This window comes from Streptococcus oralis (genome assembly GCF_018448765.2).
GTDB classification, from domain to species: Bacteria; Bacillota; Bacilli; order Lactobacillales; family Streptococcaceae; genus Streptococcus; species Streptococcus oralis_BM.
The window spans coordinates 430,880-448,421 of the sequence record NZ_JAHCMC020000001.1 but is presented as its reverse complement, the minus strand read 5'-3'; the positions used below and the strand labels follow the sequence as shown (position 1 = coordinate 448,421).

The 17,542-nt window shown below is 44.6% G+C and carries 14 protein-coding genes; 2 read left to right on the top strand and 12 right to left on the bottom strand.

What is annotated here, in order from left to right; all coding sequences use genetic code 11:
* Positions 1–257: 257 nt before the first annotated feature.
* Together scrK and KIH88_RS02110 are read right to left on the bottom strand one after the other, a co-directional pair.
* Positions 258–1,145 (bottom strand): fructokinase ScrK, encoded by an 888-nt coding sequence (gene scrK / locus KIH88_RS02115; RefSeq protein ID WP_000164288.1) that lies wholly within the window; start codon positions 1,143–1,145, stop codon positions 258–260.
* A 158-nt stretch (positions 1,146–1,303) separates the two neighbouring features.
* Positions 1,304–3,190, bottom strand: coding sequence for a sucrose-specific PTS transporter subunit IIBC (locus KIH88_RS02110; RefSeq protein ID WP_213988300.1), 1,887 nt, complete (start codon positions 3,188–3,190; stop codon positions 1,304–1,306).
* A gap of 379 nt (positions 3,191–3,569) precedes the next feature.
* Here KIH88_RS02110 and KIH88_RS02105 point away from each other — a divergent pair, with 379 nt between their 5' ends.
* Together KIH88_RS02105 and KIH88_RS02100 are read left to right on the top strand one after the other, a co-directional pair.
* The gene (locus KIH88_RS02105) at positions 3,570–5,024 is read left to right on the top strand and encodes a sucrose-6-phosphate hydrolase (protein WP_213988301.1); all 1,455 of its coding nucleotides are present in this window, start codon (positions 3,570–3,572) and stop codon (positions 5,022–5,024) included.
* On the top strand, positions 5,005–5,970 hold the full coding sequence (locus KIH88_RS02100; protein ID WP_213988302.1) for a LacI family DNA-binding transcriptional regulator: 966 nt from the start codon (positions 5,005–5,007) through the stop codon (positions 5,968–5,970). The genes KIH88_RS02105 and KIH88_RS02100 overlap by 20 nt, the downstream gene beginning before the upstream one ends.
* A gap of 35 nt (positions 5,971–6,005) precedes the next feature.
* Here the strand turns inward: KIH88_RS02100 and KIH88_RS02095 are convergent, their stop codons facing one another.
* The 10 genes from KIH88_RS02095 to rpoZ all read right to left on the bottom strand — a co-directional run bounded on the left by KIH88_RS02095 (position 6,006) and on the right by rpoZ (position 17,541).
* Positions 6,006–7,280 (bottom strand): hydroxymethylglutaryl-CoA reductase, degradative, encoded by a 1,275-nt coding sequence (locus KIH88_RS02095; protein WP_213988303.1) that lies wholly within the window; start codon positions 7,278–7,280, stop codon positions 6,006–6,008.
* Positions 7,280–8,452, bottom strand: a complete 1,173-nt coding sequence (locus tag KIH88_RS02090) for a hydroxymethylglutaryl-CoA synthase (protein WP_213988404.1) — start codon at positions 8,450–8,452, stop codon at positions 7,280–7,282. Before KIH88_RS02090 ends, KIH88_RS02095 begins: the two co-directional genes overlap by 1 nt.
* Before the next feature lie 118 nt (positions 8,453–8,570).
* A complete protein-coding gene (locus KIH88_RS02085; RefSeq protein ID WP_000176910.1) occupies positions 8,571–9,026 on the bottom strand; it encodes a threonine/serine exporter family protein in 456 nt (151 codons plus the stop codon).
* 1 nt (position 9,027) lies between these two features.
* A complete protein-coding gene (locus KIH88_RS02080) occupies positions 9,028–9,786 on the bottom strand; it encodes a threonine/serine exporter family protein (protein WP_195594575.1) in 759 nt (252 codons plus the stop codon).
* A gap of 85 nt (positions 9,787–9,871) precedes the next feature.
* Entirely contained in the window at positions 9,872–11,758 is a 1,887-nt protein-coding gene (gene pknB / locus KIH88_RS02075; protein ID WP_195594577.1) for a Stk1 family PASTA domain-containing Ser/Thr kinase, read from the bottom strand.
* Complete coding sequence (locus KIH88_RS02070; protein ID WP_000401532.1) at positions 11,755–12,495, bottom strand: Stp1/IreP family PP2C-type Ser/Thr phosphatase; 741 nt, start codon at positions 12,493–12,495, stop codon at positions 11,755–11,757. The genes pknB and KIH88_RS02070 overlap by 4 nt, the downstream gene beginning before the upstream one ends.
* A gap of 15 nt (positions 12,496–12,510) precedes the next feature.
* Complete coding sequence (rsmB, locus tag KIH88_RS02065) at positions 12,511–13,824, bottom strand: 16S rRNA (cytosine(967)-C(5))-methyltransferase RsmB (RefSeq protein WP_213988304.1); 1,314 nt, start codon at positions 13,822–13,824, stop codon at positions 12,511–12,513.
* A complete protein-coding gene (gene fmt, locus KIH88_RS02060) occupies positions 13,817–14,752 on the bottom strand; it encodes a methionyl-tRNA formyltransferase (RefSeq protein ID WP_213988305.1) in 936 nt (311 codons plus the stop codon). Before fmt ends, rsmB begins: the two co-directional genes overlap by 8 nt.
* A gap of 12 nt (positions 14,753–14,764) precedes the next feature.
* Positions 14,765–17,161, bottom strand: coding sequence for a primosomal protein N' (locus tag KIH88_RS02055; protein WP_213988306.1), 2,397 nt, complete (start codon positions 17,159–17,161; stop codon positions 14,765–14,767).
* Positions 17,162–17,226: 65 nt separating this feature from the next.
* Positions 17,227–17,541 carry a DNA-directed RNA polymerase subunit omega gene (gene rpoZ / locus KIH88_RS02050; protein ID WP_213988307.1) on the bottom strand — a complete coding sequence of 105 codons (315 nt, stop codon included), beginning with the start codon at positions 17,539–17,541 and terminating at the stop codon, positions 17,227–17,229.
* Position 17,542 lies beyond the last annotated feature (1 nt).

Here is a 17,542-nt window from a genome sequence, read left to right as displayed (position 1 = left end):
AAATATACTTTGGTATGGAAATCATGCCTATTTTTCGATAGTGAATCGAGGACTTACCTAGCCTTTCCGCCGTGATAAAAACACCTGAAATCTAATGGTTTCAGGTGTAGGGAAACTTTGAGACATTAGGCTCAAAGTTTCGATATGGAATTTTGAAGAAAGTCGCTACCGTCCGTAATCACTTAAGGAAAGGCTCAAAAAAAATTGTCTTCAAACAAAATATCCGTTTGGTTTCCCAAGTGGATGTTTTGTTTGTTTTATTTTGCGACACTCTTAGCGAGAACAAAGTTCCCAAGTGTGGCAGAACCATTGCCTGCGACTGCTGGAGTGACAATGTAGTCACGCACATCTGGTACTGGTAGGTAGCCGTTGAGGAGAGCAGTGAATTTCTCACGTACACGGTCCAGCATGTGTTGTTGGGCCATGACTCCACCACCAAAGACAATCACATCTGGACGGAAAGTCACAGTAGCATTGACCGCAGCCTGAGCGATATAGTAGGCTTGAACATCCCAGACAGAACTGTTGAGTTCGATGTTTTCACCACGAATACCTGTACGAGCTTCAAGACTTGGACCGGCCGCAAAGCCTTCCAAACAGCCCTTGTGGAAAGGACAAACGCCGTTAAATTCTTTTTCTACATCCATTGGGTGTTTAGCTACATAATAGTGTCCCATCTCAGGGTGACCGACACCGCCGATAAACTCGCCACGTTGGATAACACCTGCACCGATACCTGTACCAATCGTGTAGTAAACCAAGTTTTCGATACGGCCACCAGCATTGTTACGAGCAACCACTTCACCATAGGCAGAGCTATTTACGTCAGTTGTGAAATACATGGGTACGTTGAGGGCGCGACGAAGGGCACCAAGTAGGTCTACATTTGCCCAGTGAGGTTTTGGAGTCGTTGTGATAAAGCCATAGGTTTTTGAGTTTTTATCGATATCGATAGGACCGAAGGAACCGATGGCAAGACCTGCAAGATTATCGAATTTTGAAAAGAATTCGATGGTTTTATCGATAGTCTCGATTGGAGTTGTCGTAGGAAACTGTGTTTTTTCTACAACGTTAAAATTTTCATCTCCGACAGCACAGACAAACTTTGTACCGCCCGCTTCTAAGCTTCCATATAATTTTGTCATGATAAACCTCTTATCTTTGTTTTCTCTATTATAGCACATTTTAAAGGGCTAGATTTCTCAATATTTTAGATTTTCCTCTGTAAATCTTACCATCCAAGTAAAAACGAACAAACATGATATTTGTTCGTTTTGTTTTTAGATCTGATTTTTAAAGAGGACTAGGCTTTCACTTCGATGATAGCGTCACCCTTGACAACTGAACCGCTTGCGACTGGTGTCACAGAAGCGTAGTCTGCTGTGTTGGTTACGATAACCATTGTTGTGTCGTCAAGACCTGCAGCAGCGATTTTGTTTGAGTCAAAGGTTCCGAGAACGTCACCAGCTTTGACCTTGTCGCCTTGAGCAACTTTTTGTTCAAAGCCTTCACCGTTCATAGTCACCGTATCGATACCAACGTGGATCAAGATTTCAGCTCCGTTTGCTGTCTTCAAACCGTAAGCATGTCCTGTAGCAAAGGCAATCGATACTTCTGCATCAGCTGGTGCGTAAACCACACCTTGGCTTGGTTTTACAGCGATCCCTTGTCCCATTGCACCACTTGAAAAGACTGGGTCGTTAACATTCTCAAGGGCAACTACGTCCCCAACGATTGGAGTTTGGATTGTTTCATTTTGAGGAGTTACTGGAATGTTACCAGTTGTTTCTTCTTGAACCAAACGTTCTGTCGCCACTTCAGAAGCAACTTCTTTTTCGTCCTCGTAACCAAACATGTAAGTAAGGGCAAAACCAAGAACGAATGATACAGCTACCATAAGAATGTATTGGAACAATTGACCGTTACCAACGTACAACATTGTACCAGGGATGATGGTGATACCATTACCAGTACCAGCGAGTCCAAGGATAGAAGCCAATCCACCACCGATAGCACCAGCGATCAATGAAAGGAAGAATGGTTTACGGAAGCGCAAGTTCACCCCGAAGATAGCAGGCTCTGTAATACCGAGGAAGGCAGAAAGAGCAGCTGGGAAAGCAAGTGTTTTCAGTTTAGGATTCTTCGTTTTAACACCAACGGCAACAGTTGCAGCCCCTTGAGCTGTCATCGCTGCAGTGATGATAGCGTTGAATGGGTTCGCATGGTCCGCAGCAAGCAACTGCACTTCAAGCAAGTTGAAGATGTGGTGTACACCTGATACGACGATCAATTGGTGAACCCCACCGATGACCAAACCACCAAGACCAAACGGCAAGCCAAGAATTGCCTTTGTTCCGAGAAGGATGTAGTTTTCAACAACGTGGAAGACTGGTCCGATGACAAAGAGTCCAAGGATAGACATGACCAAAAGTGTCACGAACGGTGTTACCAAGAGATCCAAGACATCTGGAACCACCTTGCGGAGAGCTTTTTCAAACTTGGCTCCGACCACCCCAATGATGAAGGCTGGAAGAACAGAACCTTGCAAACCAACAACAGGAATGAAGCCAAAGAAGTTCATAGCTGTTACTTCACCACCTGATGCTACAGCCCAGGCATTTGGAAGCGAACCAGAAACCAGCATCATACCGAGGACAATACCAACGGCTGGATTTCCACCGAATACGCGGAAGGTTGACCATACAACCAAACCTGGCAAGATGATGAAGGCTGTATCTGTGAGGATTTGGCTGTAAATGGTAACATCTTCTGGAAGCGTCATTCCAAGAGCGTTCATGAGACCACGAAGACCCATGAAGAGACCAGTTGCTACGATAACTGGGATGATTGGCACGAAGACATCACCGAAAGTACGGATAGCACGTTGGAACCAGTTTCCTTGTTTAGCAGCTTCAGCTTTCATGTCTTCTTTAGAAGATGTTGGCAAACCAAGTGCAACCACTTCGTCGTACATCTTGTTTACTGTACCTGTACCAAAGATGATTTGGTATTGACCTGAGTTAAAGAAAGCTCCTTGAACTTTATCCAAGTTCTCAATCACTTCCTTATTGATTTTCCCTTCATCTTTGACCATGACACGTAGACGAGTCGCACAGTGGGCAACACTGTTGACATTTTCACGTCCGCCAAGGGCTTCGATGACTTTTTTTGCAATATCCTGATTGTTCATTTGCAAAAATCTCCTTATAAAAACTTTGTTCTTGTTTGAAAGCGATTTTATTCGCCCTACGACTATTATTTTATCATGTTTCTAAAATATGTCAAGCGTTTTGCAGATTTTTTTATTTCCTTTCTTTATTCTCTGATTATTCTTGCTCATTTTTGAGGGATATTTTCTTTTTCCTCAAAAAAATATCTTTATATTTGAGGAATCAAGGCTTTTATTTACATTTTCTTTCATTTTTTCGTGAAAATTTACCAGATTCCCTTTGTTTGATTTCTGGTAATCGTTTGACATATTTTTCTTTTTTTTAACATAAAAGACTTGCTTTTTTTGCCGAAAACGTTTACTATTAATAATAGAATAGAACTTATGGAGGAAAGATAAAATGGAATGGACAACCGAGCGTCGTTATAGACCCTATGGAGATTGGACGCAAGAAGAAATTCAACATATAAAGGAAAAGATGGCACAATCTCCCTGGCATACTCATTACCATGTTGAGCCAAAAACAGGACTTCTCAACGACCCAAATGGCTTTTCTTACTTTGATGGCAAGTGGGTCCTCTTTTACCAGAATTTTCCTTTTGGTGCAGCACACGGTTTAAAATCTTGGACACAGCTAGAAAGTGATGATTTAGTGCACTTCACAGAAACTGGAGTCAAAGTTTTGCCAGATACTCCATTGGATAGTCACGGTGCCTACTCTGGTTCTGCCATGCAGTTTGGCGATAACTTGTTCCTATTTTATACTGGAAATGTCCGTGATGAAAACTGGATTCGTCACCCATACCAGATTGGTGCTTTGATGGATAAGGATGGCAAGATTACAAAGATTGACAAAATCTTGATTGACCAGCCATCAGACTCTACTGACCACTTCCGCGACCCGCAAATTTTTAACTTCAAAGGGCAATACTATGCTATCGTCGGTGGACAGGATTTGGAGAAAAAAGGCTTCGTCCGTCTCTACAAGGCTGTTGACAACGACTACACAAACTGGCAAGCAGTTGGTGACCTTAACTTTGCTAATGACCGCACTGCCTACATGATGGAATGTCCAAATCTAGTCTTTGTAGGCGAGCAACCTGTCCTTCTCTACTGTCCACAAGGATTGGATAAAAAAGTTCTAGACTACGATAATATCTTTCCAAATATGTACAAAATCGGGGCTTCCTTTGATCCTGAAAATGCTAAAATGGTAGATGTGTCTCAACTTCATAATCTAGACTATGGTTTCGAGGCCTATGCAACTCAAGCCTTCAACGCTCCTGACGGACGTGCACTAGCAGTAAGTTGGCTTGGTTTACCAGATGTAGCCTACCCATCTGATCGATTTGATTATCAAGGTGCCCTCTCACTGGTTAAGGAACTGACCATCAAAGATGGGAAACTCTACCAATACCCTATCGCAGCTATCAAAGAACTTCGTTCTTCTGAAGAGGTCTTCTCAAATCGTACTCAAACCAACAACACCTACGAAATCGAACTAAACTTAGAAGCCAATAGTCAGAGCGAGATTGTCTTACTTGCTGATAAAGAAGGCAAGGGACTTTCAATCAACTTTGACCTTGTCAATGGACAGGTGACAGTGGATCGTAGTCAGGCTGGAGAACAGTATGCCCAAGAATTTGGGACGACTCGTTCTTGCCCTATCGATAATCAGGCTACTACTGCTACAATTTTCATCGATAACTCTGTCTTTGAAATTTTCATCAATAAAGGAGAAAAAGTATTTTCTGGTCGTGTCTTCCCACATACGGACCAAAATGGGATCCTCATCAAGTCTGGAAACCCAACTGGAACTTACTATGAATTAAATTATGGTCGCAAAACTAACTGATGTCGCAAAACTTGCAGGCGTCAGCCCTACTACCGTCTCACGGGTCATCAATAAAAAGGGTTATCTATCTGAGAAAACCATTCAAAAGGTTAATGAAGCCATGCGAGAGCTAGGCTACAAGCCCAACAATCTGGCTCGAAGTCTCCAAGGGAAATCTGCCAAGTTGATTGGACTCATTTTTCCAAACATCAGTCATGTCTTTTATGCGGAGTTGATTGACAAGTTGGAACACCAACTCTTCAAAAATGGCTACAAGACCATCATCTGTAACAGCGAGCACGACTCTGAGAAGGAACGGGAGTATATTGAAATGCTGGAGGCCAATCAGGTAGACGGTATCATTTCTGGAAGTCACAACTTGGGAATTGAAGACTACAATCGTGTGACGGCACCGATCATTTCCTTTGACCGAAACCTATCACCAGACATCCCTGTCGTCTCCTCTGATAACTACGGTGGCGGGATCCTCGCAGCCCAAACTCTGGTTAAGACAGGTGCTCAGTCTATCATCATGATTACAGGAAATGACAACTCGAACTCACCGACTGGACTGCGCCATGCTGGCTTTGCCTCTGTTCTCCCGAAAGCACCTATTATCAATGTTTCGAGTGACTTTTCTCCCGTCAGAAAAGAAATGGAAATCAAGAATATCTTGACCCATCAGAAACCAGACGCGATTTTTGCTTCGGATGATTTGACAGCTATTCTGGTGATCAAAATCGCTCAGGAGCTGGGAATTTCTGTTCCTGAAGAGCTCAAGGTCATCGGCTATGATGGGACCTACTTTATCGAGAACTACTATCCTCATTTGACAACGATTAAGCAACCTATGAAAGAGATTGCCCAACTCACTGTTGATCTCCTCTTGCAGAAGATTGAAGGTAAGGAAGTCGCGACAACTGGTTACTTCTTACCAGTCACCCTATTACCAGGAAAAAGTATTTAAACACAAAAAAACTCAGACTGATTCGTCTGAGTTTTTTATGATCTTAAGTTTTCGAGATAGCGCTGGGCTGTCTCTAAGTTAAAGGTTTTATCTGCGATGAGCCTCTCAACGAGGGGAGCAACTTCAGACTCACTAGCACCAGCTAGGAGCGCTAAGGATTTAGCCTGTAATTTCATGTGGCCTTGCTGGATGCCCGTACTTACCAAGGCTTTGAGGGCCGCAAAGTTTTGGGCGAGACCGATGGACACGATAATCTGAGCTAATTCCTTAGCTGAAGGATTTCCTAGTAGTTCATGACTGAGGGCTACACGAGGGTTGAGTCCGATAGAGCCACCCTTGGTCGCTACCGGCATGGGTAGGGTCATCTCACCGACCAATTCTTCTCTTTCCATGTCCAGCGTCCATTGACTAAGGCCTTGATAGCGTCCGTCTCGACTAGCAAAGGCATGGGCCCCAGCTTCGATGGCACGCCAGTCATTACCAGTGGCAATCAAAATGGCATCGATACCATTAAAAATCCCTTTATTGTGAGTCGCTGCTCGGTAAGGATCAGCCTGCGCAAACTGGCTAGCCAAGGCTATTTTCTCCGCAATTTCTCGTCCTTGGTCCCTTTGGGGACTCAAGTAGCGAAAGGCGATACGACAGCTTGCAGTCACCAGAGAATCGGTCGCGTAGTTGGACAAAATTCCCATAAGACTCTGTCCCTGACTGAGTTCTTCTAAGACTGGTTTCAAGGCTTCCAGCATGGTGTTGAGCATATTGGCTCCCATGGCTTCCTGAGTATCAACATGGAGATACACAACGAGAAAGTCTGTTTCACCTTTGATCTGCTCTACATGCAAATCACGCGCCCCACCTCTGCGTTTAACGATGGACGGATAGGCTTGATTGGCAAGTTCCAAGAGCTCCGCCTTCTTGCTAGCAATCTTCTCTTGCGCTTGTTCAGGATCAGCAACTTGATAAAGGGCTACCTGACCAATCATCTGGCGCTCATGTACTTGAGCAGTAAAGCCACCTGCTCGCTTGATGATTTTGCTGGCATAGCTAGCCGCAGCAACCACTGAGGGTTCTTCTGTCACATAGGGAACTGTGTAGTCCTGACCGTTCACCAAAAGCTCTGGAATGATCGAATAAGGCAGAGAAAAAGTTCCTACCACATTCTCACTCAGCTGATCTGCAACAGCCAAGCTGACTTGTTCATCCTGCTCCAGACTCGCTTGCTTGTCAGGACTAAGGAGCGCCTGGGCTCGCAACAACTCAAGGCGCTCATGGTATGATTTTTTAGAAAATCCATTCCAACTTCTCTTCATTACTTTTCAACCTTGCTATAACGGCGTTGGTGGTCGAGAATTTCAACCAAGGCATAGTCTTGATTTTCAAAACCTGCAAACTGGGCTGAACCAGATTCATCCAACTCTACCTCTTCGAAGAAGACTTTTTCATAGTCTGCAACAGACAATGCTGTACGTTGCTTGAGTTTGGTCAAACGATCCTTATCAAGGTAGGCCTCATAGCCTTCAACCAGTTCTCCACTAAAGAACTCTGAAACTGCTCCACTTCCGTAACTGTAGAGGACAATTTTATCTCCAGCCTTCAAATTTTCTGCATTTTCCAAAAGGGAGAGAAGCCCAAGGAAGAGGGAACCTGTGTAGATATTCCCAATCATCTGACTGTAGAGAATGGACTTATAAAAGTTTTCTTGCAGACTATCCTTTTTTTCCTGAGACAAAGTCTTATCCATCATCTTGCGCAAGCCTTTTAGGGCTAATTTGGGATAAGGCAAGTGGAAGCAGATAGCCGCAAAATCATTCATAGTCCAATCATAGCGTTTCTTGTATTCATCCCAAGTCGTCGTAAGACTGTCAAGATATTGCTGAGTTGAGTACAAGCCGTTTACATAAGGAGTAGTTGAATAGTTCGGACGCCAGAAATCCATAATATCACGCGTTTGAGCAACGTTATCATTGTTAAAGGCCATGATGCGAGGATTTTGGGTGATCAGCATCGCCACGCTTCCAGCTCCCTGAGTTGGCTCACCCGGAGTTCCCACACCATACTTGGCAATATCACTGGCGATGACCAAGACCTTGGACTTTGGAGAATTTTCCACATGTAACTTGGCATAATGGAGGGCAGCTGTTGCTCCGTAACAAGCTTCTTTGATTTCAAAACTGCGAGCGAACGGCTGGATACCTAATAGACCGTGAACAAAGACCGCCGCCGCCTTACTCTGGTCAATCCCTGACTCGGTCGCCACGATGACCATGTCGATTTCTTCTTTTTCTTTATCTGTGAGGATAGAGTTGCTTGCACTGGCAGCTAAGGTGACAACATCCTCAGTCAATGGTGCAATGCTAATTTCGTTTAATAAGAGACCCTTACTATATTTATCCGGATCAACTCCTCTTGCTTCTGCTAGGTCTTGTAATTTCAAGACATATTGACTGGTCGCAAAACCAATCTTATCAATACCGATTGTCATATTTACCTCTGTTTTTTCATTCATTGTAAAAAATCGTTCTATTCTATTTTATCACAAATAGGAACAAATGAGAGAAAAAAGACTTGATTCAACAAATCAAGTCTTTGCTTTGACAGCCTTAGGAGGAGATCCCTCTCTGTTTTCGGATGTAGTAATAGAGCTTTAAAATCACCGTTCCACTTGCCATCCCGATAGAAATGACCAGAGCCAACATAACTACTAGTGTTGCACTGGTAAGGGCATGACTGTAATCGCCTGTCACAAAGAAGGCTGTCGTTCGATAGGATAGATAACCGGGCACCAAGGGGGCAAGAATGGCCAAGACAAAGACCACTGCTGGCGTCTTATATACAATACTTAAAATTTGGCTGATACAAGAACCAACTACTGCCGCAATAAAGGTCGCAACAATAACATTGGTTGGTTCTTTGAGCACGAGGTAGAGGAGCCAGACACCCATTCCCAGAACACCACCAGGTAGGAGCATGGAGCGCTGAACATTTAGTACGATTAGAAAGGTGATAATGGCGAGTAAACTCGCCACTGCTTGGAGTAAAATACTTGTTAGAGTCATCTTATGTCATCAAAACCAGGGCGACGGAGGTGCCGGCCCCTAAAGCGAGGGTAATGAGCAAGGATTCAAACATCTTGCTCATACCAGAGTTGATATGGTTGGTCATGATATCCCGAACCGCATTTGTCAGAGCAATCCCTGGAACAAAAGGCATGACGGCTCCCGCTATGATCAAGTCTGCCGTCGAAGGAAATCCTGTATAGCGGGCCCAGAACTGGGCAATCAAGCCAAAAACAAAGGCACCCGCAAAGGCGGTTACAAAAGGAATGCGGACAAACTTCTCTACATAGAGAGAAAAAGCAAAACCAAGTAAGGTCGCAATGGCTGCACCAAAAGCATCATAGGTATTCCCCCCGAACATAATCGAGAAAAAAGGGGCACTGAGAGTTGCTGCAATAGTCACTTGGAACTTGGTATAAGGAAGAGCTTGATTTCTGATTTCCTTTAGCCTTTCAAGGGCTGTAGAGAGATCGATCTGCCCTCCGACAAGCTCCCGTGATACTTGGTTGACATCGCAGACTTTTTCGATGTTGTAGGAGGAAGAAGTTACCCGTTTCATACGAGAAATATTGGTATTCTCAATAGAAAAGAAAATAGCTGCTGGCATGGCAAGAACGTTGCAATCCACTATTCCCTGTGAATGAGCGATACGGATCATGGTGTCCTCCACCCGATAAATCTCCGAACCGCTTTTTAAGAGAATGGTTCCAGCTAGCATAATCACATCAATGACGGCATTCAACTCTCTTGATTCGTCCATTTTCTCCTCCTTTTCTGCTTCCTATATTTTATCACAAAAATCAATGAAAAAAAATCTTTGTCATGAAATCATGACAAAGATTCGTTTAATCTCGAGAACTTTCACGGGTTCCTTCACTATTTGATTGACTAGTTGAAGGAGTGTTTCCTTGTTGGTTCCCCTGATTTGGAGTTGTAGAAGAACCTTGGTTCCCACGTTGTGCAGAACTAGAAGATGAAGATGAAGTTGACGGTGGTGTTTTCGGTTTGTAGATGGAAAGTTTGATACGCGTGCTAGCAAGGTCAACCTTTTCACCCGCTTTTGGTGTTTGATCTACAACTGTACCTTCTGCTGTCCCTTCAGGAGCAGTCGAAACCTCGACAACCTCAATATTGGCCTCTTTTACACCGACAATCTGAGTCAAATTATTCTTTGTAAATTCGAGACTTGAACCAATATAACTTGGCATAGAAACGCTTGTTACTTTCTTAGCAACCGTTAAAGTAATTGTGCTAGCTTTTGAAAGATCATAAGTCGTACCTGCCGCAGGACTTTGTCTGAGAATGGTTCCAGGTTCGCTTTCGCTGGATTCTTCCTCTTCCATCTTGATTAGATTCTCAGGAACCTTCTTCTCCTTGAGTTCAGCTACGACATCCGTATACTTGCGTCCAACATAATTGCTCAATTGGAAGGATTGCTTACCAGAAGAAACGATCAAATTAACCTTGGTTCCTTCTTTTCGGCTACTACCAGCTTCTGGATCCGTTCGAATAACGCGTCCTTCTGCTACAGTATCGCTGGCCTCTGACTTTTCTTCACCAGCTTCAAACTTGGATTTTTTAAGAGCTTCTTTTGCCTCTGCAACAGTTTGTCCAGCCACGTCAGGAACAGCAATCGTTGCTGGTGTTCTAGATAAAATCCAGACCAAAGAAGCTGCAACTAATAGAAGACTAGCTAAAAGAATCATATAGCGAGCCTTAAACTTCCGCTTTTTAGTTGGCTTTTGCGTAGGTGCTTGCTCTGGGGTTAATTTCTTTGACTGAGGACGTTCTTCCTGCGCCGGAGCTTTTGGAATCGAGGTCAATGTACTTTGTGGGACTTTAGGTAAAGTCTTCGTATCCGCCTTACTCGCATCGTCAAAGACCAGTTTCGGCTCATTCCGACGATTATAAGACAAGCTAGTTGACAAGTCCATATACATTTCTGAAACAGACTGATAGCGATCAGACAATTTCTTAGCAGTTGCCTTGATGACAACATTTTCCAAAGCCTGAGGGACAGATGGGTTTTCAGCAATGACGGACGGAAGTGGCTTCTGGAAATGCTGAAGGGCAATCGTAACCGCACTATCCCCATCATAAGGGATATGTCCTGTCAGCATTTCATAGAAAATAATCCCCATTGCATAGATATCACTCTGGAAGGTCGCTTTTGAACCACGCGCTTGCTCAGGTGACAAATAATGAACCGAACCCAGCATCGAGTTGGTCTGGGTCAGACTCGTCTCTGCAAAGGCCACTGCAATCCCAAAGTCAGTAACTTTAGCAGTTCCATCTGGTGTCAAGAGGATATTTTGAGGTTTCAAATCTCGGTGAACAATTCCTCTAGCATGGGCTAAACGCATAGCCAAAAGAATCTGTCCCATAATCCGAACCGCTTCTTCATTTGAAAGAGGATAGTGTTCTTTGATATAACGCTTGAGGTCAAGTCCTGCTACGTATTCCATAGCTAGGTACTGTTGGCCATCTTCCTCACCGATATCTGTTATCCGAACGATATGAGGATGGTCCAGATCCGCCATAGCCCTCGCTTCCCGCTGGAAACGTGCCACTGCAATCGGGTCCGTCTGGTAATTGGTCCTCAGGACCTTAACTGCCACCTCTTCCCCATCTAGGATCAAATCCTTGGCCAAGTAAACATCTGCCATGCCTCCTCGACCAATCTGCTTGACAATCCGATACCGCCCGGCAAAAATCTTGCCGATTTGGATCATTCTGCCGCCTCCTCGTTCATGTAAACAAGGGCAACCGTAATGTTGTCTAAACCTCCTGCATTGTTAGCAAAACGAATGAGGGTGGCCGCCTTGTCTGCTAGGGAAATATCGCTGGTTACGATATCATAAATCTCGCTTGCCGAAATCATATTGGTCAAACCGTCACTATTGAGCAAGAGATAATCTCCTGACTCCAGTGTAATCATCCCAAAATCAGGCTGGATTTCATCTTTTTGTCCGATAGACTGTGTGATGATATTCTTTTGAGGGTGAGTTTCTGCCTCTTCTGGAGTCAATTGACCAGCCTTGAGCAATTCATTAACCAAGGAATGGTCACTCGTCAACTGGTGGTATTCTTCTCCACGAATCAAACCGATACGAGAATCTCCAATGTGAGCATAGATGGCTTGGTTATCAATAAACGCAACAGCTTCTAGCGTTGTTCCCATGCCTCTGTATGCTTCGTCCTGACCTAGTTGATGAATTTTTTGATTTTCAATCTCCAGGTAGTGGGCAAACCACTCACGAACTTCATTGACTGAGTCAATTTGGGTATCCACCCAATCTACACCGAGGTCTGTGACCGCCATCTCACTAGCGATATTTCCTGCACGGTGTCCTCCCATTCCGTCAGCCAAGATGATCATAGTGCGTCCTGCTCGGTTGACAAAGTGATTGACATAGTCCTGATTATTTGTCCGTTTCTGACCAACATCTGTTAATAATGCTATTTCCATTGTGTCAGTTCCTTCCTATTCTGATATCTTGCGAAATTGGCTGACAAAGAATCCATCACTTCCATACAATTCTGGAGTAATCAGGATGCAGCCATCTTTCAGGATATCTTTACATTCGTGTTCTAGTTTAACCTGCTCGAACTCGGGATGACTTTCTAAAAATGCCTCAACGACTTGAAAGTTCTCCTCAGAGACAATAGTACAGGTACTATACGTTATTATACCACCTTTTCGTAGTGTTTGACAAACACTACCTAATATTTCCAGCTGAATTTCCTGTAAGGACGTGAAATCTGCTGTTTCTTTATTGTATTTTATATCTGGTTTGCGACGCAAGAGTCCAATCCCAGAACAGGGAGCATCTACTAAAATCTTATCAAAAGAGTCCCGACCGAAAAACTCATGCACTTTTCTGGCATCCAATTTTTGCGTTTGCACTTGATCTGCCACACCTAAACGCTCCGCATTTTCTTGGATCAAGTCCAACTTATGATCATAAAGATCCAAAGCCGTCACCTTACCGGATGTGAGGTAAGAGGCCATATGGGCTGTTTTCCCACCCGGAGCGGCACAGGCATCCAGGACCTGTTCATCACCTTGTAGATCAAGAGTCGGAGCAACTAATTGACTGGATTCGTCTTGGATGGTTATAGCCCCTTCTGCGAACAAATCATGACCTGCAAAGTGGCCTTGCTCCTTGACCAGACCAGTGGCTGCCAAAGGGGAATCGGTCGCCTCTAACACGGCTTTGATTTCCTCTTTTCGGCTCAAATCGGCTACACGAATACTGGCTTTGCTGCGCACCAAGAGACTTTTAAAGATGGCTTGTGCTCGCTCTTCACCGTATTCTTCCTTGAGCTTAGACACTAGCCAAACTGGGAGAGAATAGGCAATGGAATCACGCTTGTTTTTGCGTTTGATGCTGTCAACATCTGGCCAGCCTTCTCGCAAAATACGACGAAGGACAGCGTTGACCAATTTTTCACTGCCTTTTTTACGCGCTTTGGCTAGTTCTACCGCTTCATTGACTACAGCGTGATTAGGAATCTTATCCAGATACCGAAGTTGGTAAGCGCTCAGAAGGAGCAGGATATAGAGCCAGTTGTCTAGCTTGTCTCTGTCTTGGATAAAGTGGGACAGATACCATTCCAGAGTCAGTTTTCGGGCTACCGTACCGTAGACAATCTCTGTCACCAAACCCTTGTCTGCTACTGAGAGTTGACTCACCTTGAGGTGTTTGTTTAAAGCAATATTCGAATATGCTTGGTTGACTAAAACATCCTCTAGCACTGCTAGAGCTAGACTTCTAGCCGTTTCTACTTTAGTCACCAAATCGTTCTCCTACAGTCAATGTCCGTCCCACTCCGTTGAGGAAGGAAGCAATGTCCATCTTAGGCTTACCTGCTGGCTGCACTTGCTTGAGAGATAGAGCTCCTTCAGCCGCTGCTACGATTAATTCCTTTTTACCAATAGAGAGGATCTCACCTGGAGCTCCCTGACCTTCTACTGGCAGGGCTTCATAAATCTTAAAGCGATCACCCTTGAGAAAAGTGTGGGCAACAGGCCATGGATTCATGCCGCGGATTTGGTTGAAGAGTTGGCGATTGGTTTTAGTCCAATCGAGTTTCTCTTCTTCTGGCTTAATATTTGGCGAGAAAGTGACCTGGCTTGGGTCCTGAGGCACAGGTTTGATCTCCCCAGCAATATAGCCAGGAAGGGTGTCCAAAAGCAAGTCACGACCAACGATTGCCAATTTTTCAAACAAGGTGCCGACATTGTCCTCATCTGTGATAGGAATACTGCGACGGGAAATCATATCCCCTGCATCCATTTCCTTAACCATCTCCATAATGGTCACGCCGGCTTCCTCATCCCCTTGAATCAAGGCGTAATGAATGGGGGCGCCACCGCGGTGTTTTGGAAGAAGGGAAGCGTGAACGTTGACCGCAAAATCCATACTATCAAGGAGTTTACTTGGGAGAAACTGCCCAAACGCAGCAGTGATAATCCCATCTGCTCCTAGCTTCATAATGGCTTCCATCTCTGGGCTTCCAGATAATTTTTCAGGTTGGTAGATGGGAAGGCCTGCTTCTTTGGCAGCCTGCTTGACTGGGGTTTCTTGGATCACTTTTTTACGGCCGACAGCGCGATCTGGCTGGGTTACAACAGCTAGAATCTCGTAACGATCATCTGATAACAACCCCTTCAAAACTGTTGCTGAAAAGTCAGGTGTCCCCATAAAGATTAGTTTTGTCATTTCTTCTCCTTCTTATAAAAATTGTTGCGGTTCGTGATCAATGCTGAGACGAAGCTCGCTATTTTCCCGTTCTTGAGTCAAGGCCAAAACTCGATTGAGAGTCTGTCCCAGCTCATCTTCTAAACGGTATTTAATCAAAATCTGGTAATGATAAAGGTTGTGAGTACGGGCAATGGGTTTTGGCGTTGGTCCAAGGATTTTACTAGTTTCCGATAAACCTGAGCGCAAAATTCCCATGACTTCATAGGCACGTTTGACAACCTCTTCTTCTTTCTTGTGAGAGAGGGTAATCCCAATAGTGAAATAATAAGGCGGATAGCCGAGTTGGCGCCTAATACTCATTTCATAGGCATAAAAACCTTCGTAATCCTGATCTTTTGCAAAACGAATGGCATAGTGCTCAGGATTGTATGACTGAATCAAGACCTGCCCAGCTTTTTCCGCTCGACCTGCACGACCAGCAACCTGAGTTAAGAGTTGGAAGGTTCTCTCGGAAGAACGAAAATCAGGCAGATTCAAGGCCGTATCCGCATTGAGCACTCCGACTAGGGTCACATTTGGAAAATCCAAGCCCTTGGCAATCATCTGAGTTCCCAGCAAGATATCCGCTTCGCCTTGACCAAACTGGTCAAGAAGAGCTTGGTGACTGCCTTTCTTACGGGTCGTATCCACATCCATCCGCAGAATGCGGGCCTGAGGAAAGAGTTCTGCTAACTCATCGTATGCTTTCTGAGTCCCTGTCCCGTAGTAACGAATACTTCGGCTCTGACAGTTGGGACATACATGAGGAATTCCCTTAGAAAAGCCACAGTAATGGCAGTTCATAGTCTTGGTATCCATGTGCAAGGTTAGAGAAATGTCACAGTTGGGACAAGTATCCACCGCCCCACACTCCCGACACATAACAAAGCTAGAATAACCCCGACGATTGAGCATAAGGACTACCTGCTCTTTTTTATCCAGACGGTCTTGGATCGCTTCTAGCAAAGGAGGGGTAAAGTTTGATGTCTCATTCTGCCCGATATAGTCACGAAAGTCAATCACTTGAACCTCAGGAATCGTGGCTAAAGGATTAGCTCGTTTGGTTAGTCGTAAGTGTTGATAGACACCTTTTCCAGCCCGTGCACGGCTTTCTAAGCTCGGTGTCGCTGAACCAAGGACCAAGGCTGCTTGATTGTACTGGGCCCGTAAAATGGCGACCTCTCTAGCATGATAACGGGGATTGCTGTCTTGTTTGTAGCTAGCTTCATGCTCTTCATCGATAATCATGACACCTAGATTTTTCAAAGGAGCAAAGATAGCTGATCGAGCGCCAACAACAACTTGGGCATCTCCACGCTCAACCTTGCGCCATTCGTCGTACTTTTCACCATTGGACAGGCCTGAGTGAAGAATGGCCACTTTCTCGCCAAAACGAGCAATGAAACGCTCCGTCATTTGTGGTGTCAGAGAAATCTCAGGTACCAGCAAAATGGCTGTCTTGCCCTTGTCCAAGGCTCCTTGGATGATCTGCAAGTAAACCTCGGTCTTCCCACTTCCTGTAATCCCTTGAAGGAGGAAAGGAGATTGCTGACTTCCAATCGCACTGATAACAGCATCGCGAGCTTGTCTTTGCTCTGGATTCAACTCCAAGGGTCTACTTGTTTCAATACCTTCGAAATAAGCAGCCGAGCGTTGCACTTCCTTTTGAATTAAGGTTAGAGCTCCTTGCTCCACAAAGAAGTTGACTTGCTCCCGCGAATAAGACTCTAACAAGCTAGCCAGAGGAGCACTCTCCGCATGAGCAAGCAAATAGTCTCTCAGCTCTGCCTTTTTCTTAGCACGCGCAGAAATCTCAATTCTTTCTAACCGATCGACATGGACCTCATACCAAGACTGGGTCTTGACCTTCCTCTGATCGACAGCCTGATACTCTAAGCGAAGCAGACCTTTTCTAGTCAAGCGCATCATTTCCGCCTGCTTGGCTAAATCTAGAGAAGAAAAGGCTAGCGAATCTTCTGAACCAAACAAGCGCTCTTTGTCTGCCTGACTTAGGCCTTCTAAAGGATAGAGAATCTTATCATAGCTGGAGTTTAAAAATCCCGGCAACATGGCTTTTAGAATGGAGATTTTGTAAGAAAAGACTGACTTGCGTAGCTCCTCAGCCAGCCAGATTTGCTCTTGAGTGAGAACAGGGGAAAAGTCCAGCACCTCCGCAATCTCTTTCAAGCCCTGGGCAGCCATCCCTTCATCTGACTGGGACTCCAGGCCAAGCACAATCCCTTGGATCAAACGATTGCCCTTGCCAAAAGGAACATGGACCCGCATACCGACTTCCAGCATTTCTACAAATTCCTCTGGGATCTTGTAACTGTATGGCTGGTCCGTCTGCATCAGGGGAACATCCACGATAATCTTTGCAATAACCATCTTCTCACCTCCTTCTTGTCAGCAAATTCTTGCAATAGAAAAAATAAGATTGAGTCCCCCCAACCTTAAATTTTTTCACCATCTTCTTTTTCTTTAGCAATTTGCTCTTTGATTTTCTTCTCTTCTTCTTCTTTGCGGCGTTTTTCTTCTTCGATACGGAGACGAACCGCTTCACGTTTTCCTTCTGGATCTGGGTGAATGGTTACGTTTCCTGACTCGATTTCTTCCAAAGCGCGAAGAGTTGATTTTTCAGACTTAAACTCTTGAGTTGGGGGTGCTCCTGCTTCTAGTTCGTGGGCACGCTTTGCTTCCAAGATTACGAGTGAATATTTTGATGGCACCTTGTCTAGCAAGGTATCGATAGAGGGTTTTAACATCATT

What these genes read in the sequence shown, in the direction of transcription:
- scrK (WP_000164288.1), bottom strand. Translation starts at nt 1,145, where the DNA reads ATGACAAAATTATATGGAAGCTTAGAAGCGGGCGGTACAAAGTTTGTC.
- KIH88_RS02110 (WP_213988300.1), bottom strand. Translation starts at nt 3,190, where the DNA reads ATGAACAATCAGGATATTGCAAAAAAAGTCATCGAAGCCCTTGGCGGA.
- KIH88_RS02105 (WP_213988301.1), top strand. Translation starts at nt 3,570, where the DNA reads ATGGAATGGACAACCGAGCGTCGTTATAGACCCTATGGAGATTGGACG.
- KIH88_RS02100 (WP_213988302.1), top strand. Translation starts at nt 5,005, where the DNA reads ATGGTCGCAAAACTAACTGATGTCGCAAAACTTGCAGGCGTCAGCCCT.
- KIH88_RS02095 (WP_213988303.1), bottom strand. Translation starts at nt 7,280, where the DNA reads ATGAAGAGAAGTTGGAATGGATTTTCTAAAAAATCATACCATGAGCGC.
- KIH88_RS02090 (WP_213988404.1), bottom strand. Translation starts at nt 8,452, where the DNA reads ATGACAATCGGTATTGATAAGATTGGTTTTGCGACCAGTCAATATGTC.
- KIH88_RS02085 (WP_000176910.1), bottom strand. Translation starts at nt 9,026, where the DNA reads ATGACTCTAACAAGTATTTTACTCCAAGCAGTGGCGAGTTTACTCGCC.
- KIH88_RS02080 (WP_195594575.1), bottom strand. Translation starts at nt 9,786, where the DNA reads ATGGACGAATCAAGAGAGTTGAATGCCGTCATTGATGTGATTATGCTA.
- pknB (WP_195594577.1), bottom strand. Translation starts at nt 11,758, where the DNA reads ATGATCCAAATCGGCAAGATTTTTGCCGGGCGGTATCGGATTGTCAAG.
- KIH88_RS02070 (WP_000401532.1), bottom strand. Translation starts at nt 12,495, where the DNA reads ATGGAAATAGCATTATTAACAGATGTTGGTCAGAAACGGACAAATAAT.
- fmt (WP_213988305.1), bottom strand. Translation starts at nt 14,752, where the DNA reads ATGACAAAACTAATCTTTATGGGGACACCTGACTTTTCAGCAACAGTT.
- KIH88_RS02055 (WP_213988306.1), bottom strand. Translation starts at nt 17,161, where the DNA reads ATGGTTATTGCAAAGATTATCGTGGATGTTCCCCTGATGCAGACGGAC.
- rpoZ (WP_213988307.1), bottom strand. Translation starts at nt 17,541, where the DNA reads ATGATGTTAAAACCCTCTATCGATACCTTGCTAGACAAGGTGCCATCA.